This window comes from Mesorhizobium sp. J8, from assembly GCF_016591715.1.
GTDB lineage: Bacteria > Pseudomonadota > Alphaproteobacteria > Rhizobiales > Rhizobiaceae > Mesorhizobium.
The window spans coordinates 4,034,807-4,054,619 of record NZ_AP024109.1 but is presented as its reverse complement, the minus strand read 5'-3'; the positions used below and the strand labels follow the sequence as shown (position 1 = coordinate 4,054,619).

20 protein-coding genes and 1 tRNA gene are annotated in these 19,813 nt (G+C 63.0%); 13 read left to right on the top strand and 8 right to left on the bottom strand.

The window, feature by feature from the left end; all coding sequences use genetic code 11:
• The first annotated feature begins 88 nt into the window (after window positions 1–88).
• The 4 genes from serS to MJ8_RS19510 all read left to right on the top strand — a co-directional run bounded on the left by serS (window position 89) and on the right by MJ8_RS19510 (window position 4,502).
• Window positions 89–1,393 (top strand): serine--tRNA ligase, encoded by a 1,305-nt coding sequence (gene serS, locus MJ8_RS19525; protein ID WP_201410418.1) that lies wholly within the window; start codon window positions 89–91, stop codon window positions 1,391–1,393.
• 4 nt (window positions 1,394–1,397) lie between these two features.
• The gene (gene surE / locus MJ8_RS19520; RefSeq protein ID WP_201410417.1) at window positions 1,398–2,156 is read left to right on the top strand and encodes a 5'/3'-nucleotidase SurE; all 759 of its coding nucleotides are present in this window, start codon (window positions 1,398–1,400) and stop codon (window positions 2,154–2,156) included.
• Window positions 2,157–2,186: 30 nt separating this feature from the next.
• Window positions 2,187–2,840, top strand: a complete 654-nt coding sequence (locus MJ8_RS19515) for a protein-L-isoaspartate(D-aspartate) O-methyltransferase (protein ID WP_201410416.1) — start codon at window positions 2,187–2,189, stop codon at window positions 2,838–2,840.
• A 138-nt stretch (window positions 2,841–2,978) separates the two neighbouring features.
• Window positions 2,979–4,502 (top strand): LysM peptidoglycan-binding domain-containing M23 family metallopeptidase, encoded by a 1,524-nt coding sequence (locus MJ8_RS19510; protein WP_201410415.1) that lies wholly within the window; start codon window positions 2,979–2,981, stop codon window positions 4,500–4,502.
• Window positions 4,503–4,608: 106 nt separating this feature from the next.
• Here the strand turns inward: MJ8_RS19510 and MJ8_RS19505 are convergent, their stop codons facing one another.
• A complete protein-coding gene (locus MJ8_RS19505; RefSeq protein WP_201415496.1) occupies window positions 4,609–5,499 on the bottom strand; it encodes an NAD-dependent epimerase/dehydratase family protein in 891 nt (296 codons plus the stop codon).
• Window positions 5,500–5,611: 112 nt separating this feature from the next.
• Here MJ8_RS19505 and MJ8_RS19500 point away from each other — a divergent pair, with 112 nt between their 5' ends.
• On the top strand, window positions 5,612–6,463 hold the full coding sequence (locus tag MJ8_RS19500; RefSeq protein ID WP_225247963.1) for an AraC family transcriptional regulator: 852 nt from the start codon (window positions 5,612–5,614) through the stop codon (window positions 6,461–6,463).
• Between the two features lie 71 nt (window positions 6,464–6,534).
• Here the strand turns inward: MJ8_RS19500 and MJ8_RS19495 are convergent, their stop codons facing one another.
• Window positions 6,535–7,407, bottom strand: a complete 873-nt coding sequence (locus MJ8_RS19495) for an ATP-binding protein (protein WP_201410413.1) — start codon at window positions 7,405–7,407, stop codon at window positions 6,535–6,537.
• A gap of 266 nt (window positions 7,408–7,673) precedes the next feature.
• Between MJ8_RS19495 and yajC the strand changes: the two genes are divergently transcribed.
• The 6 genes from yajC to MJ8_RS19465 all read left to right on the top strand — a co-directional run bounded on the left by yajC (window position 7,674) and on the right by MJ8_RS19465 (window position 13,452).
• Window positions 7,674–8,012 (top strand): preprotein translocase subunit YajC, encoded by a 339-nt coding sequence (gene yajC, locus MJ8_RS19490; protein ID WP_201410412.1) that lies wholly within the window; start codon window positions 7,674–7,676, stop codon window positions 8,010–8,012.
• Between the two features lie 56 nt (window positions 8,013–8,068).
• Window positions 8,069–10,618: a protein translocase subunit SecDF gene (gene secDF / locus MJ8_RS19485; protein ID WP_201410411.1), complete on the top strand. Its 2,550-nt coding sequence runs from the start codon at window positions 8,069–8,071 to the stop codon at window positions 10,616–10,618.
• Window positions 10,619–10,741: 123 nt separating this feature from the next.
• Complete coding sequence (locus MJ8_RS19480) at window positions 10,742–11,131, top strand: Mth938-like domain-containing protein (protein WP_201410410.1); 390 nt, start codon at window positions 10,742–10,744, stop codon at window positions 11,129–11,131.
• On the top strand, window positions 11,132–11,995 hold the full coding sequence (locus tag MJ8_RS19475; RefSeq protein WP_225247962.1) for a phytoene/squalene synthase family protein: 864 nt from the start codon (window positions 11,132–11,134) through the stop codon (window positions 11,993–11,995).
• Window positions 11,996–12,076: 81 nt separating this feature from the next.
• A complete protein-coding gene (locus tag MJ8_RS19470; RefSeq protein WP_201410409.1) occupies window positions 12,077–12,502 on the top strand; it encodes a hypothetical protein in 426 nt (141 codons plus the stop codon).
• A complete protein-coding gene (locus MJ8_RS19465; protein WP_201410408.1) occupies window positions 12,502–13,452 on the top strand; it encodes a sterol desaturase family protein in 951 nt (316 codons plus the stop codon). Before MJ8_RS19470 ends, MJ8_RS19465 begins: the two co-directional genes overlap by 1 nt.
• A gap of 10 nt (window positions 13,453–13,462) precedes the next feature.
• On the opposite strand, the gene MJ8_RS19460 is transcribed toward MJ8_RS19465, so the two are convergent.
• From MJ8_RS19460 to MJ8_RS19445, 4 genes are all read right to left on the bottom strand, one after another.
• Window positions 13,463–13,981 (bottom strand): hypothetical protein, encoded by a 519-nt coding sequence (locus MJ8_RS19460; RefSeq protein ID WP_201410407.1) that lies wholly within the window; start codon window positions 13,979–13,981, stop codon window positions 13,463–13,465.
• Between the two features lie 2 nt (window positions 13,982–13,983).
• On the bottom strand, window positions 13,984–15,393 hold the full coding sequence (trmFO, locus tag MJ8_RS19455) for a methylenetetrahydrofolate--tRNA-(uracil(54)-C(5))-methyltransferase (FADH(2)-oxidizing) TrmFO (protein WP_201410406.1): 1,410 nt from the start codon (window positions 15,391–15,393) through the stop codon (window positions 13,984–13,986).
• A gap of 423 nt (window positions 15,394–15,816) precedes the next feature.
• Entirely contained in the window at window positions 15,817–15,957 is a 141-nt protein-coding gene (locus tag MJ8_RS19450) for a DUF1127 domain-containing protein (protein ID WP_071031998.1), read from the bottom strand.
• A gap of 49 nt (window positions 15,958–16,006) precedes the next feature.
• Window positions 16,007–16,147 (bottom strand): DUF1127 domain-containing protein, encoded by a 141-nt coding sequence (locus MJ8_RS19445; protein ID WP_071031999.1) that lies wholly within the window; start codon window positions 16,145–16,147, stop codon window positions 16,007–16,009.
• Window positions 16,148–16,381: 234 nt separating this feature from the next.
• Here MJ8_RS19445 and MJ8_RS19440 point away from each other — a divergent pair, with 234 nt between their 5' ends.
• Window positions 16,382–17,497 (top strand): DUF2157 domain-containing protein, encoded by a 1,116-nt coding sequence (locus MJ8_RS19440; RefSeq protein WP_201410405.1) that lies wholly within the window; start codon window positions 16,382–16,384, stop codon window positions 17,495–17,497.
• A complete protein-coding gene (locus MJ8_RS19435; protein ID WP_201410404.1) occupies window positions 17,494–18,075 on the top strand; it encodes a GDYXXLXY domain-containing protein in 582 nt (193 codons plus the stop codon). Before MJ8_RS19440 ends, MJ8_RS19435 begins: the two co-directional genes overlap by 4 nt.
• Here the strand turns inward: MJ8_RS19435 and MJ8_RS19430 are convergent.
• The gene (locus tag MJ8_RS19430) at window positions 18,072–19,280 is read right to left on the bottom strand and encodes an MFS transporter (RefSeq protein ID WP_201410403.1); all 1,209 of its coding nucleotides are present in this window, start codon (window positions 19,278–19,280) and stop codon (window positions 18,072–18,074) included. The two genes, MJ8_RS19435 and MJ8_RS19430, sit on opposite strands and share 4 nt — an antisense overlap.
• 164 nt (window positions 19,281–19,444) lie before the next feature.
• Window positions 19,445–19,529 (bottom strand) — tRNA-Leu (locus MJ8_RS19425).
• Window positions 19,530–19,813 lie beyond the last annotated feature (284 nt).

The window sequence follows — 19,813 nt, the reverse complement described above, 5'->3', positions numbered from 1 at the left end:
GCGCTTTAAGTCTTGGTTTTCATGCATGTCGTTGTCCCAGAACCGCGGCACACTTCTGGGCGACATTGCATTGTTTTGAGGATCGACCATGCTTGACATCAAATGGATTCGCGACAACCCGAAGGCCCTTGTCGAAGCGCTGGTGAAGCGCTCGTGGTCGGCGGGCGAGGCGCAGTCCACGGTCGACGATCTGATCGCCAAGGACGAGGCGCGGCGTTCGCATCTTAGCGAATTGCAGGTCAAGCAGGAGCGCCGCAACGCCGCCTCGAAGGAAATCGGCAACGCCATGCGTTCGGGCGATTCAGCGCTTGCCGAGAAGCTCAAGGGCGAAGTCAGCGACATCAAGGCGTTCATCCAGAACGGCGAAGCGCGGGAGCGTGAGCTGGACAAGGCGCTGAACGACGCGCTGGCGGTGCTGCCCAACGTGCCGCTGGAGGACGTGCCGGTCGGCAAGGACGAGCACGACAATGTCGTCAAGCGCATCGTCGGCGAGGTGCCGACGCGCCCGAACTGGGTGAAGGAGCATTTCGAGATCGGCGAAGCCCTCGGCATGATGGATTTCGAGCGCGCGGCGAAGTTGTCCGGCGCGCGCTTCACCGTGCTGAAGAGCCAGCTTGCCCGCATGGAGCGCGCGCTCGGCCAGTTCATGCTCGACCTGCACACCACCGAGCACGGTTATGAAGAGGTCATCCCGCCGCTGATGGTGCGCGACGAGGTGCTGTTCGGCACCAACCAGCTGCCGAAATTCGAGGAAGACCTGTTCTTCACGCCACATGGCGATGGTCGCCTCGGCCTGATCCCGACCGCCGAGGTGCCGCTCACCAATCTCGTGCGCGAGGAGATCACTGCCCACGAAAAACTGCCATTGCGCTACACGGCGTTGACGCCGTGCTTCCGTTCGGAAGCAGGCTCGGCCGGCCGCGACACGCGCGGCATGCTGCGCCAGCACCAGTTCTACAAGGTCGAGCTGGTTTCGATCACCGACCAGGAAAGCTCGCTGGCCGAGCATGAGCGCATGACGCAATGCGCCGAGGAGGTGCTGAAGCGGCTCGGCCTGCCGTTCCGCACCGTCACGCTCTGCACCGGCGACATGGGTTTCGGCGCGCGCAAGACCTACGACATCGAGGTCTGGCTGCCGGGACAGAACGCCTATCGCGAAATCTCGTCCTGCTCGGTCTGCGGCGATTTCCAGGCCAGGCGCATGGATGCCCGCTACAAGGACAAGGACGGCAAGGGCAACCGCTTCGTTCATACGTTGAACGGCTCGGGCACCGCGGTCGGCCGCGCTCTTATTGCCGTCATCGAAAACTACCAGAATGAGGACGGCAGCGTAACCATTCCTGAAGTGCTGCGGCCTTACATGGGTGGTCTCGCCAAGATCGAAGCGAAGTGACTTGATGCGCATTCTCCTGACCAATGACGACGGCATCCATGCCGAGGGACTGGCGTCGCTCGAACGCATTGCGCGCACGCTGTCGGACGATGTCTGGGTGGTGGCGCCCGAGCAGGACCAGTCCGGCTACGCGCATTCGCTGTCGATCTCGGAGCCGCTCCGGCTGCGCAAGATCGGCGAGCAGCATTATGCCGTGCGCGGCACGCCGACCGACTGCGTCATCATGGGCACGAAGAAGATCCTGCCCGGACCGCCGGACCTGATCCTGTCCGGCGTCAATTCCGGCGCCAACATCGCCGACGACGTCACCTATTCCGGGACCGTGGCGGGCGCCATGGAAGGCGCGCTGCTCGGCGTGCGCTCGATCGCGGTCAGTCAGGCCTATTCCTATGTCGGCGAGGATCGTGTCGTTCCCTACGAGACGACCGAGGCGCTGGCGCCGGCGCTGCTGAAGAGACTGGTGGAAACGCCGCTGCCGGATGGCGTGCTGCTCAACGTCAATTTTCCGAACTGCGCGCCCGACGAGGTCGAAGGCACCGTCGTCACCTCGCAAGGCAAGCTGGTGCACAGCCTCTGGGTCGACGAGCGGCGCGACGGGCGCGGCCTGCCTTATTACTGGCTGCGCTTCGGCCGCGAGCCGGTCGAAGGCAAGAAGGGCACCGATCTTCACGCTATGCGCAACCGTTTGGTGTCGGTGACGCCGCTGCAGCTCGACCTCACCGCCCATGAACTGCGCGACCAACTGACCAAGGCGCTGTCATGAACACGGGTTTGGCATGAACAAGGTTCTGGCATGAACATGGGCATCGACGACCGTGAAGGGTTTGCCGCTTTCCTGCTCAGGCTGCGGGGCAGGGGCACCGCGCCGAAACCGCTGGTCGCCGCCTTCGAGGCGACGCCGCGGCGCGGTTTCCTGTCGGCGCAGTTCCACGCGCTGGCCTGGTCGGACGGCATGCTGCCGATCGAATGCGGCGAGGCGATCGAGGGCGCCGATCTGCAGGCCGCCGTGATCGCGGCCCTTCATATCGAGCCGGGCAACCGCGTGCTCGAGATCGGCACCGGCTCGGGCTATACGGCAGCGGTGATGTCGAGGCTCGCGGCGCGCATCATCACCATCGACCGCTACAAGACGCTCACCGAACAGGCCAAGCAGCGTTTCGAGGCGCTGGCCATCAGCAATGTCATCGTCCGACAGGCCGATGGCTCGAACGGTCTGCCCAATGAAGGGCCGTTCGACCGCATCGTCGCCTGGGCGGCCTTCGACAGCCTGCCGCGCTTCCTGCTCGATCAGCTGTCGAGCGGCGGCGTCGTCATCGCGCCGATCGGCCCGGAGGAGGGCGAACAGGTCCTGGCCAAGCTAACCAAGGTCGGCAGCCGGTTCGAGCGCGAGGACATCGGCATGGTCAGGCTGCAGCCGATCCTGCGCAGCGTCGCCGCGGTGATCTAACGGGTCTTGGCGCCTTCACCAAAATTTCCGCCAATGTTTTAAGAAAATTTTCGCCGGATTCTAACGGGTTAACCGGCCAGTAACATTAACGCGCTTTAATCATGACCAGTTTGTACCGGGTCTGTGCGGGTTAGTGCGATGCAATTCAATTACTTGAAGGCAAACAGACGCAATCTGGCGCGCGGTTGCGCTGTCCTGATGATTGCCGGCGCGGCGGCCGGGTGCAGTTCCCAGTCGATGCGCTTCAACGGTGTCGATGACGTCTTCACATCATCCACCAACAATCAGCGCGCCATCATCAACAAGCAGAATGTCGACCAGCCCTACCCGGGCGACACGGTCGCGCCGGCGCCGGTCGACGGCACCCATACCCAGTCGGTGAGCCGATCGAGCCTCGAGCCGGTCACGACGCAGCAGCTGCCGCCTCCGTCGGCGCCGGCGCCGGCAAAGCCTATGCGTACGGCTTCCGCTCCTGCCCTCGCGCCGGCTCCGGCGCTTGCTCCTGCACCGCGTCTCGACAGGACGGCCACCGGCACGGTCACTCAGGCCAAGCCGTTCAAGACTGCTGAGCCCGATGCCGTTCGCAATGCAAGCGCTGCGCCGCACGCGACCGAAATCGTGGTGCGGGACGGCGAGACACTTTCGGGCCTGGCGGCGCACTACCATGTGCCGGCCGATGCCATCGCCAAGGTCAACGGGATCGACCCCAAGAAGGGCATCAGGACGGGCCAGAAGATCGTCATTCCCGCCTACGCCTATTCGAGCAAGGCGGAGCCGAAAGTCGCCGAAGGCAAGCCGACGAACGCGCCGAAGCAGCCCGCTCCGGAGAAGGTTGCAGTGCTGCCGCAGCAGCCCAAGGTCAAGGACGGCAAGTCGGCCGCGCAGGTCGATACGTCAGCCGCGGCCGCTGGTTCCAAGAACCCGAAGCCCGCGCCGCAGACGGCGGAGGCCAAGCCGGCCGGCGCCGGCGGCTCCTACACCGTTCAGCAGGGCGACTCGCTGTCCTCGATCGCCAGGAAAACCGGCGTCAGCGTCACGGCGCTGAAGCAGGCCAACGGCATGCAGGACGGCCTGCTCAAGATCGGCCAGACGCTCAAGGTCCCGGCCGGAGGCACGGTCGTGGCGGCCTCTAAGCCTGCCGCTGCTGCCGCCAAGCCGGCGGTCGATCCGGTGACGACGGCGACGACGCCGCCGCCGGCTAAGACCACCGAGACGCTCGCCTCCTACACGCCGCCGAAGAAGGACGCCAAGGTCATCCAGCAGGCCGAGGACGACAATGCCGAGGCGCCCGACGCGACCGGCATCGGCAAGATGCGCTGGCCGGTGCGCGGTCGCGTGATCTCCAGCTTCGGTTCCGGCAAGGACGGCGTCGACATCGCGGTGCCGGAAGGAACGCCGATCAAGGCGGCCGAGAACGGCGTCGTCATCTATGCCGGCGACGGCCTCAAGGAGTTCGGCAACACCGTGCTGGTGCGGCACGAGAACGGCCTGGTCACCGTTTACGGCCATGCAAGCTCGATCGAGGTGCAGCGCGGCCAGAAGGTCAAGCGCGGCCAGGAGATTGCGCTGTCCGGCATGAGCGGCACCACCGACTCGCCCAAGCTGCACTTTGAAGTGCGCAAGAACTCGGCCCCGGTCGATCCGTCAGGCTATCTCGAATAGAACAAGAACAATTGCGGGCCGCCTGACCTCCAGTCCGACCCGCCGTCTTCAGCCCGCTCCGCGAGGAGCGGGCTTTTTCCGTTGCGAATGATGCCCGAGATCGGGCTCAAATATGATCCTGGAGCGTGTCGGCGATCATCTCCTCGAGGCTGCTGGCCTTCACGCCCAGAAGCGTCTCCGCGTCGGACGAATCCACCAGCAAGGGGGTCTCGAAGAGATATCTCATCTCGATCAGCTCATGCATGCCCAGCGCCTCCATCTCGGGGATGGAGTAGGAGTGCGTCTCGGCAATATCCCGGCCGAGCATCGCCGCGGTTTTGCGGATAAGCTCGTTGGGCGAGGCGTGTTGGGAGGGGACATGAAATGCCCGTCCCCATTCGCCGGTGTAGCGGGAGGCCGCGACGAGTGTCTTGGCGACGTCCTTGGTGAAGCTCCAGGCATGGGTGGCGTCGAGGTCGCCAATGAAGGCAACGGGCTTGTCCTCGATGATGGAGGGCAGGGCGATCAGCGAGAAGTAGCTGATCGCGCCATGCCCGAGATAGTCGCTGGATCGTATTTCGATCGCCGGCACGCTGGCGCGAACTGCCCGCTGCCACATGATCGTCCTAGCGGTTCCCTTCTTCGAATTCGGGTCCAGCGGCATGTCGGACCGCAGTGGGTTGTCGCCATTCTTGCCGTAACCATAGAGGTTTCCAAGCACGATGAGCTTGGCGCCCACTGCTTCCGCGGCGCGCACGGTTCCGTCAATTATGGGGAAAAAGTCGGTCGGCCAGCGATGATATGTGGCCATGGCACACATGAAAACGACATCGGCGCCGCGGCAGACACGCGATAGCGCCGAGGTGTCCGTGGCATCAGCCTGTATCGACCGCACATTCCGCAACGCGTTCGAACCGATGCTTCGGCTGGTCAGGATGACATCATGGCCGTCTTCGCCAAGAAGCCGGGCGGTCTCGCGTCCAACCGGGCCAGCGCCGACAACAACATACGAACTCATGGCAACCTCTCTTTTCATGTTTGAAGGAGAGGCGGGAGTACAGGTTCGCGGCGTTGAAAATCGCGCGGGAATTGCCAAATCTTGAACAGGTTTCGCCATGAATCGAGAGAGCATGCTTTCGCAATTCGCTCCGGCCCCGTCCGGCGTCATGATGGTTTCCCGGCATGTCGAGGCAGGCGTGCATCGGCTGCCCCGCGCGCCGCACCATCGCATCATGGTGCATGCGAGCGCGGCGACCCGTTCCTACTGCAATCAGGCCGGGCGATATTTCGTCAGGCGCGCCGGCGACATCGACCTGGTGCCGGCCGGCGAGGAGGGCGGTTTCGAGGCCGAAACCCCGTTCGACACGATGGAGATCGTCTTGCCGTCGGCCTTGATGGAAAGGGTCGCTGCGGAACTTGGCGGCAAGGCGCGGACATCGCGGTTCGACACCCGCCATCTGCTTCGTGACCAGCGCATCGAGCACCTCGCCCGCGCATTGCAGAGCGATCTCGATGCAGGCGCATCGAGCGGCCCTTTGTTCGCCGAGAGCATCGGTGCCGCGCTTGCGGTGAGGCTGCTCGGCCTCGATGGCCCGGACCTGGTTCGAGCGAACCGGTTGTCGGACGCCCAGCTCAAGCGTGTCCTCGAACATGTCGAAGCCGCGCTTCACGAGCCGCTTTCGATCGATCGCCTGAGCCGGGTTGCCGGCGCGAGCAGCTCGCATCTGCGCACCTGGTTCAAGGCGGCGATGGGCGTCACCTTGCATCGCTACGTGTTGCGACGCCGCGTGGAACGGGCGCGCGTGCTGCTGCGGCGCGGCGATCTGAGCACGAGCGAGGTTGCAGCATTGACGGGCTTCGCACACCAGTCACATCTGGCGCATTGGATGCGCCGCGAGACCGGCCAGACGCCGCGCGACTTGCGACGGGCGCGGCCGCCTAAAGCGCGTCGCGCTGAACCGGATTCAGGCGACGCGCTTTAAATCGTTGTTTTGATGCATGTCGTTGTCCCAGAACCGCCGCACACTTCTGGGCGACATGCATTATGTGACATTCAATCCCTCAGCGGCTTGCCCAGCCGGCCGGCGAGATCCTGCGTGAACTGCCAGGCGACGCGGCCGGAACGGCTGCCGCGCGTCGTTGCCCATTCCAGCGCTTCGGCGCGCAACTGCTCGGGGTCGATCGTCAAGCCGTGGTATCGGACATAGCCATCGATCATGTCGAGATATTCGTCCTGCGAGCATTTGTGGAAGCCGAGCCACAAGCCGAAACGGTCGGATAGGGAGACTTTTTCCTCCACCGCTTCCGACGGATTGATCGCGGTCGAGCGCTCATTATCGATCATGTCGCGCGGCAACAGATGCCGCCGGTTGGATGTGGCGTAGAAGATAACGTTGGTAGGCCGGCCCTCGACGCCGCCTTCCAGCGCTGCCTTCAGCGACTTGTAGGAGGTGTCGTCATGGTCGAAGGAAAGGTCGTCGCAAAACAGAATGAACCGATAGGGCGCCGCCTTCAGGAGACCCATCAGCTTGGGCAGCGTGTCGATGTCCTCGCGGTGGATCTCGATCAGCTTCAGCGGCCGGTCGAGCTTGTCGGAGGCGTTGACGGTGGCATGCACGGCCTTGACCAGGGAGGACTTGCCCATGCCGCGCGCGCCCCACAAGAGCACATTGTTGGCCGCGTAGCCGGACGCGAAGCGCTCCGTGTTGTCGAGCAGGATGTCGCGAACGCGGTCGACGCCGCGGATCAGGCCGATGTCGACGCGGTTGACCTTGCGCACCGGTTCCAGAAAGCCTGGGTCCGCCTGCCAGACGAAGCAGTCGGCGACGCCGAGGTCGGTCTGCGGAACCGGCGGCGGGGCGAGGCGGGAGACCGCTTCGATCAGGCGGTCGAGTTTCTTGTTCAAGGCATCCAGGCTGTCGGTCATTTTGGGTCTTTTTGTTGCGGTCTTTCAGCGTGTGGGAGCAGCTTCCATGACATTGCTGCAAGAACCAGGTCCAAGCTTTTGTTGGAGCATGATCTTTCGGCGGCCTCTAAGCGGCTTCCGCTGCGACGCTCTAGCACGCCGCAAACGGCTGGAAAAGCAACGGATTGGGCTGGCAGCGCAGTTGCATTGGCAAGTTTACCGACTATATTCCGGCCAAATTTTCGCGGGGCGGCCGCGGCGGAATTTCACCACCCAGGAGTTTCTTGATGTTCGTTACACCGGCATACGCCCAGGGCGTCGGCGCTTCGCCAGACATGTTCATCTCCATTTTGCCGTTTGTCCTGATTTTCGTGATCATGTATTTTCTGATCATCCGGCCGCAGCGCGCTCAGCTGAAGAAGCGCCAGGAGATGCTGGCGGCGGTGCGCCGCGGCGATACGGTGGTGACCGGCGGCGGCTTCGTCGGCAAGGTGACCAAGGTGATCGACGACAATGAACTGGAGATCGACCTTGGCGGCGGAACCAAGGTGACGGCGTTGCGCTCGACGATCTCGGACGTGCGCGTCAAGGGCGAGCCGGTGGCGAACCAGAACGCCAAGAAGTAATCCTACTCTCGATGGGCGGAACGCTGCCGCTTGTACGCCTGAACGGATAAGAACGAATGCTCTATTTCTCGCGCCTGAAGATGATCCTGATCTGGCTCGCCGTGGCCATCACAGTGATCCTTGCCGCGCCCAACCTTTTCCCGGCAAGCATGCTGGCGCAATTGCCGAGCTGGGTGCCGAAGCGGCAGATGACGCTCGGCCTCGACCTTCAGGGCGGTTCGCACATCCTGCTCCAGATGGACCAGAACGACCTGATCAAGGCGCAATTGGAAACCGCGCGCGACGAAATCCGGACCCTGCTGCGCGAGGCCAAGATTCAATATACCGGCCTGGGTGGGACTGGCCGAACCGTGCAGGTTCGCATCACGGATCCGACCCAGGTCGACGCAGCCAAGAACGCCTTGAAGCCGCTGACGGCTCCTGTCGCTGCTGGCCTGTTCTCGGGCGGCTCCATCCAGGAGATGGCGCTGGATGATTCCGAACCCGGCGTACTCAAATTCACCGTTACCGATGCCGGCATAAAATTTCGCACCTCGTCCGCGCTGGCGCAGTCCATCGAGGTGGTCGAACGTCGCGTCAATGAATTGGGCACCACAGAGCCGATCGTGCAGCGGCAGGGAGACGACCGTATCCTTGTCCAGGTGCCGGGTCTGCAGGACCCGCAAAGGCTGAAAGAGATCATCGGCCAGACGGCCAAGCTGACCTTCCAGATGGTCGACGAGTCGATGCCGGTGCAGGATGCGATCAAGAACCGGCCGCCAAGCGGATCATCTGTCCTTTATTCGCAAGACGATCCGCCGGTTCCCTACCTGATCGAAAACCGCGTTCTCGTTTCAGGCGAAGACCTTGCCAAGGCCTCGGCAACGTATGATTCCCGGACCAACGAGCCGGTCGTTTCATTCACCTTCAACTCGAGGGGAGCAACCCGGTTCGGCCAAGCGACAGCTGCAAATGTCGGTAAGCGCTTTGCCATCATCCTCGACAATCAGGTCATTTCCGCCCCGCAAATTCGTGAACCAATTCTCGGTGGTTCCGGCCAGATTTCCGGCAACTTCACCGCCGAAAGCGCGAACGATCTCGCGGTGCTTCTGCGTGCAGGTGCGCTGCCGGCGAAGCTGACAGTCATTGAAGAGCGCACCGTCGGTCCAGGCCTCGGCCAGGACTCGATCCATGCCGGCAAGGTGGCGGGCGTGATCGGCTCGATCCTCGTCGTCGCCTTCATGTTCGTCGCCTACGGTTTCCTTGGCTTCCTCGCCAACATCGCGCTCGCGGTCCACGTGGCGATGATCGTGGCCGTGCTGTCGCTGCTGGGCGCCACGCTGACCCTGCCTGGTATCGCCGGTATCGTGCTCACCATCGGCATGGCGGTGGACTCCAACGTCCTGATCTACGAGCGCATTCGCGAGGAGCGGCGAGCAGGCCGCTCGGTGATCCAGTCGATCGACACAGGCTTCTCCAAGGCGCTGGCGACGATCGTCGACTCCAACGTCACCTCGCTGATCGCCACCGTGGTGCTGTTCTTCCTTGGCACCGGCCCGGTCAAGGGTTTTGCCATCACTTACGCGATCGGCATCCTGACCACCGTCTTCACTGCTTTCACCTTCACCCGCATGCTGGTGTCGATCTGGCTGCGCCGCGCTCGCCCGAAGGAACTGCCGCGCGCGCCGGTCACCTTCATTCCGCCAGGCACAAAAATTCCGTTCATGGGCATCCGCCGCTGGACGTTCGCTTTGTCCAGCCTGCTGTCGATCCTGTCGGTCATCGGCTTCCTGACGATCGACATCAATTACGGCATCGACTTCAAGGGCGGCTCGATGATCGAGGTGCAGTCCAAGAAGGGCGACGCCGATCTCGGCGACATTCGCAAGAGGCTGTCGGAGCTCAATATCGGCGAGATCCAGGTGCAGCAGTTCGGTGCTCCGAACGACGTGCTGATCCGCGTCGGCACACAGGAGGCCGGCGAGAATGCCGAGCAGACCGTCATCGACAAGGTGCGGGGCGAGTTGCAGGATCAATATGATTTCCGCCGCGTCGAAGTGGTGGGACCGACCGTGTCCGGCGAACTTGCCAAGCAGGGCACGATCGCCATGCTGATCGCGCTGGTCGGCATCCTGCTTTATGTCTGGTTCCGCTTCGAATGGCAGTTCGCGGTCGGCGCGATCATCGCCACGGTGCACGATGTGGTGATGACGATCGGCTTCTTCGTCCTGACCGGGCTGGAGTTCAACCAGTCGTCGCTGGCGGCGATCCTGACCATCATCGGCTACTCGCTGAACGACACGATCGTGGTCTATGACCGCGTCCGCGAGGATCTTCGACGGTACAAGAAGATGCCGCTGCCGCAGCTGTTGAACAACGCCATCAACGAGACGCTGTCCAGAACCACGTTGACTTCGGTCACCACCATCCTGGCGCTGCTCGCACTGGTGCTGTTCGGCGGCGAGGTGATCCGCTCCTTCACGATGGCAATGCTGTTCGGTGTGATCTTCGGCACCTACTCGTCGATCTTCATCGCCGCGCCGCTGCTGATCTTGTTCCGGTTGCGGCCGCAGGCCGCGACCGAGGAGGAGAAGAAGCCGGTGAATGGCAAGGCCGTGACGACCTGACGCCATCAACGCCGGTAGATTCCAAGTCGAGTCGACCTGGAATCTACCGGCTCCAATCGAAGAGACAGGGCATGATGGCGTCCGAAGACCGCTTCCCACTTTTCGGCATCGTGCTCTAGACCCATGGCCAAAGGCATCATCATCCGCGAGGCGCATTTCCCCGGCAAGGCGCCGATCGAGGCCTATGGCAATGGCGGCTTCCGCTTCGCCGACATGTCGCATCGCGGCTCGCTGCTCGTCCTGCCGTCCGGCATCCATGGCTGGGAGCCCGCCGATCCGCTGGCGCTGAAGGCTGCCGATTTCGACAAGCTGTTCGCCGAGGCCGGCAAGGTGGAGATCCTGCTGGTCGGCATGGGCAAGGATTTGCGGCCGCTGCCGGCGGCTTTGCGCGCCGCGCTTAAGGAGGCGGGCATCTCCGCCGACCCGATGTCGACGGGAGCTGCGGTACGGACCTACAATGTGCTGCTCGCCGAAGACCGCGCCGTCGCTGCCGCGCTGATCGCCGTCGATTGAATGGCTGCCGCTTCCAACATCGTCACGGGCGACATCGTCATGGATGCTGTGCGCGCCGCCGACCATGACCGCTACCTGTCGGCGCTCTACGCGCCGGCCGACAAGCGCGACGCACTGTTCGCGCTCTACGCCTTCAACGCCGAAATCGCGAGCGTGCGCGATCGTATCCACGAGCCGCTGCCGGGCGAGGTCAGGCTGCAATGGTGGCGTGACGTCATTTCGGCCGACGGGGATGCCGAAACAGGCCACCCGAGCGCCGATGCGCTGCGTGCGACGATCGCCGCCAACCATCTGCCAAAAACGGCTTTCGAGAACATGCTCGAGGCGAGGATCTTCGATCTCTATGACGATCCGATGCCATCGCGAACCGACCTCGAAGGCTATTGCGGCGAAACGGCCTCGGCGCTGATCCAACTCGCGGCCATGGTGCTCGATCCAGCCGCCGCGCCCAGCTTTGCCGAACTGGCGGGCCGGGCCGGCTGTGCCCAGGCTGTCACCGGCCTGCTGCTTCTGCTGCCGCTGCATCGTCGGCGTGGCCAGTGTTTCGTGCCCGCCGACATCCTGGCGGCAGCCGGCACGACGCCGGAAGCGTTCGTCAAGGGCGAGGGCGGGCCTGCCGCGGAGCGCGCGGTGGCGGCGATGATTGCGCTGGCGCGGGAGCATCTCAACGCTTTCGAGACGGGGGCGCCGGCGCTGCCCGTTTCGTTGCGGCCGGCCTTCCTGCCGCTGGCGCTGACGCGCGCCTATCTCGACAAGATCGAAAACGCGGGCAGTTCGGCGCTCAGCAGGACGGTAGGGCTCTCCACCTTGCGCCGGCACTGGTTGTTCTTGCGTCACGCGATGCGGGGCTGGACGCCCCTTTGACGTAAACGTCAATCATGCTAGGGATTCCGTTGCGTGGACTCGTGTCGAAGAAATGCGAGCCACCGGAGGAGCCGCCTTTCCATGAGCCTGCCAGTCCTGGTCGTTCTTGTCGTGTTCGGCATCGCATTGTCGGTCGCGGCCGTGCATTTCACCGGCGGCACGACAACCGCGAGGCTTGCCGGCGCGGATCAGGCGCTCGCACGCTTTGCCGAGGATTTTCCCGACGAAAGGCCGGGCACCGTCCGGCTGACAGCCGACAACCATGCCGCTTTTCTAGATCTCGGCGCGCAGCGTTGCGGCATCGTCCAGAGCATCGGCGACTGTTTTTTGACTCGCATCGTCACGCCGCACGACATTCTGGCGCTGGCCAGGGAAGGGAAGGCGGTTTCGCTGCGGCTCAACGATTTCACCTGGAGAGGTGGGCGGTTTGCTTTTGCCAATGAAGCGGATGCGCGAGCGGTGGCGGCAGTGCTGCAGAACCGCGATCGGATCCGGGAGGCGGCGTGATGGATCAATATAATTTCCCGCAGGTCACCCAGCTTGCGATCCCCTTCTTCGTCGCGGCGATCCTGATCGAGCTTTGGCTGGTGCGCACCGGCCGCGCCAGGGGATCGTTCGAGACGCGCGACACGCTGACCAGCCTGATGATGGGAACGGGCAATGTCGTTGCTGGCCTGCTGCTCGGCGTCGTGTCCTACTGGGCGCTGCTCTGGCTTTGGCAGTTCCGCTTCTTCAATCTCGGCCTGTCGATCTGGGTGTTCGTCGCGGCCTTCCTGCTCGATGACCTGCGCTACTACGTCTATCACCGCATCGCGCACCGGGTGCGATGGGTGTGGGCCGAGCATGTCAACCATCATTCCAGCCAGCACTACAACCTCTCGACGGCGCTGAGGCAGAGCTGGACCGGCCTGTTCACCTTCACCTTCATCCTGCAGGCGCCGCTGGTGCTCGCAGGCTTCCATCCGGCGGTCATCGCCTTCGTCTTCGGCTTCAACCTTGTCTGGCAGTTCTGGATCCACACCGAGACGATCGGCAAGATGTGGGGCTGGTTCGAATTCGTCTTCAACACGCCCTCGCACCACCGGGTCCACCACGCCACCAATCCACGCTATCTCGACGCCAACTACGCGGGCACGCTGATCATCTGGGACCGCATGTTCGGCACGTTCGTCGAGGAGCTGGAGGAAGACCGGCCGCGCTACGGGATCGTCAAGAACATTGGCACCTTCAACCCGTTGAAAGTGGCATTCCACGAATGGATCGGCATGTTCAAGGATGCGCTGGCGCCGGGGCTGACGCTTGGGCAGCGCTTCAATTATCTCATCCAGCCGCCGGGCTGGAGCCATGACGGCTCGCGCGATACGTCGGAGACGCTGAAGGCGGCGTATGTGCGGAGGAATCCGGGAGAGGCGGGGAAGCCGGGATTGCCCGGGGCGAGTGCCGAGCCGGCGGAATAGTTGGATATCACTAGCTGATACGCTGACCGGAGCCAAGATACAGCCCGGATTCGCCGCCCATGGCGTCTGTGAAATTCGCCTCCAATTCAACCATAGCGTCGACGACTGCCGGTGTCTCTGAGGGCGCAGTTTCGGATCTGAAGCTGGCGCACACATACACACCGCGGGGGTGCGACGGGTCCAGCCGGGCCTGAATTGTCCAATACGAAGAAAGCGAATAAAGCGTCTTCATGAAATCGACGAGGATCTGATCGGTGTAAGGGCCTGGGAGGCGCTTTAAGGCGATAATCCTCTTCAGGCTCCGGTCCCGGTTCTTGATGTAGCGTTCGTTGTCGTACAGCCAGCCTTTGCCGCCATGTGGCTGGCCGATCAGCGCTTCGAGCGCTGGGATATGAACCTCGCGCAATTTTTGGAGGCTCTTGCAGCGAATATAGACGCTCCAGAGAATCCCGTAGCCACCCGCGAAGGGTTCTTCACTTTCCGGCAAACCCGGCGGCAGAAGCTGAGGCAACCTGGAGACGTCAGCCACAGCTACTCCGCCGCCTCGGCCCGCGCCGGCAGCCCCAGCCACTGGCGACAATCCGCCAGCGCGCGCGAGGTGATGGCGTGCCTCTTGGCGACGGTCTTGTCCTTGCCGCGCAAGCGTTTTCCCTCGCTTTTCGGCGCTTCCACCGGCGGGAACAGGCCGAAATTGACGTTCATCGGCTGGAAGGAGCGTTTGCCCGGCTCGTCGTCGGAAACGATATGGCCGCCGGTGATGTGGTTGAGCAGCGCGCCGAAGGCGGTGGTCGAGGGCGGCAGCGACGGCGCCTGGCCGAGCCGTTCTGCGGCGGCGAAGCGGCCGGCGAGCAGGCCTATTGCCGCGCTTTCGACATAGCCTTCGCAGCCGGTGATCTGGCCGGCGAAGCGAAGGCCGGGCCGCGACTTCAGCTGCAGCGAAGGGTCGAGCAGCGTCGGCGAGTTGATGTAGGTGTTGCGGTGCAGGCCGCCGAGACGCGCGAAATCCGCGTTTTCGAGCCCGGGAATGGTGCGGAAGATGCGCACCTGCTCGGCATGTCTCAGCTTGGTCTGGAAACCGACCATGTTGTAGAGCGTGCCCAGCGCATTGTCCTGGCGAAGCTGCACCACCGCATAGGCCTTGACGGACGGATTGTGGATGTTGGTCAGCCCCATCGGCTTCATCGGGCCGTAGCGGAGTGTTTCCACACCGCGCTCGGCCATCACCTCGATCGGCAGGCATCCGTCGAAATAGGGCGTGCCTTCCCACTGCTTGAACTCGGTTTTTTGCCCCTCCAGCAGCGCTGCCACGAAGGCCAGATATTGCTCCTTGTCCATTGGACAGTTGATGTAGTCCTTGCCGGTGCCGCCGGGCCCGACCTTGTCGTAGCGCGACTGGAACCAAGCCGTGTTCATGTCGATGGTGTCGAAATGCACGATCGGCGCGATGGCGTCGAAGAAGGCAAGCGCATCGGCGCCGGTGGCTTCCGCGATCGATTGCGCCAGCGAGGGCGCCGTCAGCGGGCCGGTGGCGATGATGGCCTGGTCCCACTCCTCGGGCGGCAATCCCGGCACTTCCTCGCGTTGGATGGTGATCAACGGATGCGCTTCGATCTTCGCCGTCACCGCGTCGGAAAAGCCGTCGCGGTCGACGGCAAGCGCGCCGCCGGCGGGCACCTGGTTGGCATCGCCGGCGCTCATGATCAGCGAGCCGGCGAGCCGCATCTCGGCGTGCAGCAGGCCGACGGCGTTGTTTTCGGCGTCGTCGGAACGGAAGGAGTTTGAGCAGACGAGCTCGGCCAGGCCGTCGGTCTTGTGCGCATCGGTGCCGCGCACAGGGCGCATTTCATGCAGCACGACCGGAACGCCGGCTTGCGCGATCTGCCATGCGGCTTCAGAGCCGGCGAGGCCGCCGCCGATGACGTGTACGGGATTTTTGCTCATGAGCGCCGGAATAATCGCTTGGCGAAGCGATTGCAATTGCCGGTAAAATGGCTGGCCGGGTGACGAGCCCTAAAAACAACAACACCCGCCGGGGGAGGAGGTCCGGCGGGTGTCGTTTTGGGGGTCGACCCTCGGGAGGAGGTGAAGATCGACCTAATTCGTCATCGCCGGGGAGGAGGTCGGCTTTGACGAAATCTCTTTCGCCTTTGATGGCAAAAATTCTTTTCGCCTTTTTAGAAGGGCGAAATCTTCGAAGAGGAACTTCGTTCGCTTGGAAGACGAACTTCGTTCCCTTCTGAACAACGCCCGCCGGGGGAGGAGGTCCGGCGGGCGCCGTTTCGGTGGTCAACCCTTGGGAGGAGGTAAGGGTTGGCCGTATCCGTCAGGGTCGGGGAGGAGGTCGACCCTGGCGAAATTCCTTGCTTAGATCGCCTTGCGGGCGACCATCTTGATCTCGTCGCGAACGATGCCGAGATCATGGAGCTGGCGGTTCGAAAGCCGACCCAACTCAGCAACGGTGTCGCGGTAGACGCGCCAGTTACGATAGCTGCGGATCAGGTTCATTGTCTTGCTCTCTTCAAAACTGGTTCGGACCATTGCGGTCCGAAGCGGATTAGACCGCCTTGCGGGCGACGTAGTGGATGTCGCTGCGGCTGATGCCGAGGTCGGTCAGTTCACGGTTCGACAGGCGGCTCAGCTCGGAAACGGTTTCCCGGTAGCGGCGCCAGTTGCGGTAGTTGCGGATCAGGTTCATGGTAGTGCTCGTTTCGTCTTTAGTTCGGATCATTCCGTTTGTGTACGAACGGAAAATAGGTGGGATCGTATCGGTTTAAAAGTGCCGTTGGCGCATGGCAGCAATGCAAATTGTGCAATGCAACATTAACGGCCATTCACGCCTGCGTCACAAAGAAGGCCGAATCGGAAAATGCCGCTGCGTCAACGGTTTGGCCGTTCCGGTTAAGGGCATGACCGGGCTCCGGGGGAAAGCATGGCGGGCTATGCGACACGGGTGAGGGCGGATATCGCGCGCTGGCGGGAGGCCGGGCTGATCGATCCAGCCACGGCGGAGGCATTGACGCGCGACGTCGCGGCCAACGAGCGCGCATCGCTCAGTTTCGGCTCCATCCTGGCGATGATGGCGGCGCTTCTGTTCGGTGCCGCGATCCTGATCTTCGTCGCGGCGAATTGGGAAACCATCCCGCGTCTCGTTCGCGTGGCGGCGCTGTTTGCGGTCATCGTTACCGGCTATGTCGGCGGCGCGGTGCTGAAGACGCGCGACCATGCCGCGATCGGCGAGGCGCTGTGGATCGTTGCCGCCGCCGCTTTCGGTGGCTCGATTGCGCTCATCGGCCAGATGTATCACCTCTCAGGGGACGAAGCCTCGGCGCTGCTCACCTGGTGCGCCGGCACGGCGCTGGCGGCGGTGGCGCTGCGCTCCAACCCGCTAACCGTGGCGGCGGTCGGCATCGCGGACGCCTGGCTGGTTCTCAAGGGGTTCGGCTTCTACTGGCACGCGGAAATTCCGCATCTCTTCATCGTCATGGCGAGCGTCCTGTTCGCCATCTCGTTCTGGACGCGCAGCCGGGCTGCGCGTCACCTGATCATTCTGTCGATCATTCTTTATCTGGCCCTGTTGGCGACGGATCACGACACGCTGCCGGTGGCGGTGTCGCTGGCCATCGCCTCGGCGCTGCTTTTTGCTGTTTCGGTCCTTGCGGGCGACCCGGTCGACAGGATCCTTGAGCTGAGTGGCCGGCTGCCCCTGCACGCCTTGCTCGGCTTCCTCACCGGCATGGCGATCGTCCAGTTCGAACTGGCGGATGAAAGCACCTACAACAGCGGTTTCGCCGTCGCCTCGGTCGTGGCCCTCGCCGGCATTGTCGCGGCGATCATGCTGGCGGGCCGCGAGAGCAGGGGGCTGCGCTGGCTGGCCTATGCCGGCTTCGCCTTCGAACTCGCCATTATCTACGGCGTCACCTTGCGGTCGATGCTGGATACGGCCGGATTCTTCCTGGCGGCGGCGGTGCTGCTCGGCATCCTGGCGCTGGTCATCATCCGCGTAGAGAAGCGCATGAAAGCTGCCGAGACAGGAGCCGCGGCATGACCGGCAAGAAACTCATCATCTCGGCGCTGGTGCTGGCGCTTGCCCAGATCGGCTTCCTAAGCTGGATCATCGCCGGCCGGGCGGCGATCCTGCGCAACGGCAAGGAAGTGCTCTTGAAGGTCGAACCCGTCGATCCGCGCGATCTGCTGCGTGGCGACTATATCTCGCTCAACAACAACATTTCACGCATCCCGGTGAAGCTGATCGCCAATGTTCCGCAAGGCAAGTCCACCAGCGACGACACGTCGATCGTGATCCGGTTGAAGAAAGGCCCCGACGGCTACTGGCAGCCGACGGTCGCCTGGTTCGGCCAGGCGCCGGCGCAGCCCGGCCCGGACGAGGCCGACATAGCCGGACGAATCGCCGAAGGTTGGGGTCTGCGCGACGTCGATGCGACGATCGCTCCGGACTATGGCATCGACCGCTTCTATCTGCCGGAAGGCCAAGGCGTGGCGATCCAGGACGACATGCGGGTGCGACCGTTCGGCATCAAGCTCGCGCTCGCGTCCGACGGCACGGCACAGATCAAGGCGCTGGTGGATGGCGACAAGACGCTGTTCGAGGAACCGCTTTATTAGGTTGAGGCGCCGGCTGCGGCCTTGGCCGGTCGGCGCCGGCTCAACCGCAGCAATGCCACAAATGCGCTGCAGGAACAGACCGTGGCGAGGCCAAGTACGGCTTTGCTGCCGGAATGCGCCAACAGCCCTGCCAGCAAGGGCGGCGATACCGCGGAGATCAGGTTGAGCGGCAAGGCGATATTGGACGCGGCCTGCGCATAGGCGGCCTGATCATAGAACACCAAGGGTATCGTGGCGCGCGACACGGCAAGAATGCCGCTGCCAAGGCCATAGAGTAGGATGAAGCCGGCAATCGACCAGCGCGCGCCCTGGCCGGTGATGAGAAGCAGCATGGCGAGCGGCAGCGCCAACCCCGCGAAAAGAGCGGTCGTAATCCCGTCCCACCGTCCGCCACTCAGAAAATCGAGGCCTCTGGCGCCAACCTGGAGAATGCCCAGCATAGAGCCGAAGGCGACGGCTTCTCCGGCAGGAAGTCCCTCGGCCTTGAGAAGTTCGATCAGTATGGCGCTGAAACCGAAGGTGACGAAGGCGTTGAGCGTGATCGCTGAAACGATCAGATGGAAGATGCCGGTAGGGACGGCGGGCGTTTTCGGGGTTGCCGCTGCTATCGACGGATCTTTCGGCGGCGGCTGCCGACGCGGCAAGCCAATGGCGTAGAGCGGCAGGCAGACCATGACCATGGCCGTTGCGTAGACAAGACAAGTCGTACGCCAGCCAAGCAACCCGGATAGGAAGGCGGCAGCGGGCCAGAAGATGCTGCTCGACAGACCCGTCATCAACATCAGCATGCCGATGGCATTCTTGGCGGTGCTGCCGGCAACCTCGTTCAGCATGATGTAGGCCGCAGTCGTCAGCATCGCGCTTCCGGCCGTGCCAAGGATAACCCATGCGGTAAAATACAGCACCGGCCCGTGCGAGGCAGCCAGCGTGGCGAAGCCCGGAGCGGCAAGGATCGTGCCCATGATCATCACGCGGCGGGCGCCGAACGCCTTGAAAGCCTTTGCGAGCGGTGGCGCCCATAGGCCCATGACGACATAGAACACCGAATTGCCGGCGAACACCGCCGCGATGCTCATTTTGAGGTCGACGGCTATCCGGCTGCCGACGATCGCCAACAGGCCAACCGAACCCCAGCCGATGAGCTGCGCAACGGCAAGAACGATCAAGGTTCGAACGATGGTCCTGTCCAGAATCGCGATGCGCATGCGGCTTGCCGGTCGACAACAAACCAGTCTGCTAACAGAGCCTCAATGTCGGTTTGATGACTGCAGGGGAAGGAGGTTGGTGCCGGGTCTTGTTCGCCGAGGCTTCGGAGATAGGTCGTGAACCTCAGGGTCACCGGCAACCCGAAGCTCGTCAGAGCGAAGGGTGGTGCGGATGAAGGGACTCGAACCCCCACGCCTTTCGGCACTGGAACCTAAATCCAGGGCGTCTACCAATTCCGCCACATCCGCTTTCCCCGGCAATCCCATGTAGCCATCATTCTGTCAATGTCGGGGCTCAAATGGCCATTATTCGCCTGAGCGCGAAGATGGTTGAAAATTAGCCTAGCCTGTGACAAAAGGCGTGTCGAATGTGACGGGACGCGACTATCCGCTTCTGCAGAATGTAAGAAGAAGTAGGAAAAACAAAGACTTCTTCACATTTTGGGAAGTGCAGTTCAGGAGAGTTTGAGCCGCTGAGCGGTCAAATCACCGGGTTCCGTACAGAAAGCCATTTCCGGCAAGATTATACCGGC

Excerpts from the sequence above, each read along its gene's own strand:
- serS (WP_201410418.1), top strand. The coding sequence starts at position 89 with ATGCTTGACATCAAATGGATTCGCGACAACCCGAAGGCCCTTGTCGAA.
- surE (WP_201410417.1), top strand. The coding sequence starts at position 1,398 with ATGCGCATTCTCCTGACCAATGACGACGGCATCCATGCCGAGGGACTG.
- MJ8_RS19515 (WP_201410416.1), top strand. The coding sequence starts at position 2,187 with ATGAACATGGGCATCGACGACCGTGAAGGGTTTGCCGCTTTCCTGCTC.
- MJ8_RS19510 (WP_201410415.1), top strand. The coding sequence starts at position 2,979 with ATGCAATTCAATTACTTGAAGGCAAACAGACGCAATCTGGCGCGCGGT.
- MJ8_RS19505 (WP_201415496.1), bottom strand. The coding sequence starts at position 5,499 with ATGAGTTCGTATGTTGTTGTCGGCGCTGGCCCGGTTGGACGCGAGACC.
- MJ8_RS19500 (WP_225247963.1), top strand. The coding sequence starts at position 5,612 with ATGCTTTCGCAATTCGCTCCGGCCCCGTCCGGCGTCATGATGGTTTCC.
- MJ8_RS19495 (WP_201410413.1), bottom strand. The coding sequence starts at position 7,407 with ATGACCGACAGCCTGGATGCCTTGAACAAGAAACTCGACCGCCTGATC.
- yajC (WP_201410412.1), top strand. The coding sequence starts at position 7,674 with ATGTTCGTTACACCGGCATACGCCCAGGGCGTCGGCGCTTCGCCAGAC.
- secDF (WP_201410411.1), top strand. The coding sequence starts at position 8,069 with ATGCTCTATTTCTCGCGCCTGAAGATGATCCTGATCTGGCTCGCCGTG.
- MJ8_RS19480 (WP_201410410.1), top strand. The coding sequence starts at position 10,742 with ATGGCCAAAGGCATCATCATCCGCGAGGCGCATTTCCCCGGCAAGGCG.
- MJ8_RS19475 (WP_225247962.1), top strand. The coding sequence starts at position 11,132 with ATGGCTGCCGCTTCCAACATCGTCACGGGCGACATCGTCATGGATGCT.
- MJ8_RS19470 (WP_201410409.1), top strand. The coding sequence starts at position 12,077 with ATGAGCCTGCCAGTCCTGGTCGTTCTTGTCGTGTTCGGCATCGCATTG.
- MJ8_RS19465 (WP_201410408.1), top strand. The coding sequence starts at position 12,502 with ATGGATCAATATAATTTCCCGCAGGTCACCCAGCTTGCGATCCCCTTC.
- trmFO (WP_201410406.1), bottom strand. The coding sequence starts at position 15,393 with ATGAGCAAAAATCCCGTACACGTCATCGGCGGCGGCCTCGCCGGCTCT.
- MJ8_RS19450 (WP_071031998.1), bottom strand. The coding sequence starts at position 15,957 with ATGAACCTGATCCGCAGCTATCGTAACTGGCGCGTCTACCGCGACACC.
- MJ8_RS19445 (WP_071031999.1), bottom strand. The coding sequence starts at position 16,147 with ATGAACCTGATCCGCAACTACCGCAACTGGCGCCGCTACCGGGAAACC.
- MJ8_RS19440 (WP_201410405.1), top strand. The coding sequence starts at position 16,382 with ATGGCGGGCTATGCGACACGGGTGAGGGCGGATATCGCGCGCTGGCGG.
- MJ8_RS19435 (WP_201410404.1), top strand. The coding sequence starts at position 17,494 with ATGACCGGCAAGAAACTCATCATCTCGGCGCTGGTGCTGGCGCTTGCC.
- MJ8_RS19430 (WP_201410403.1), bottom strand. The coding sequence starts at position 19,280 with ATGCGCATCGCGATTCTGGACAGGACCATCGTTCGAACCTTGATCGTT.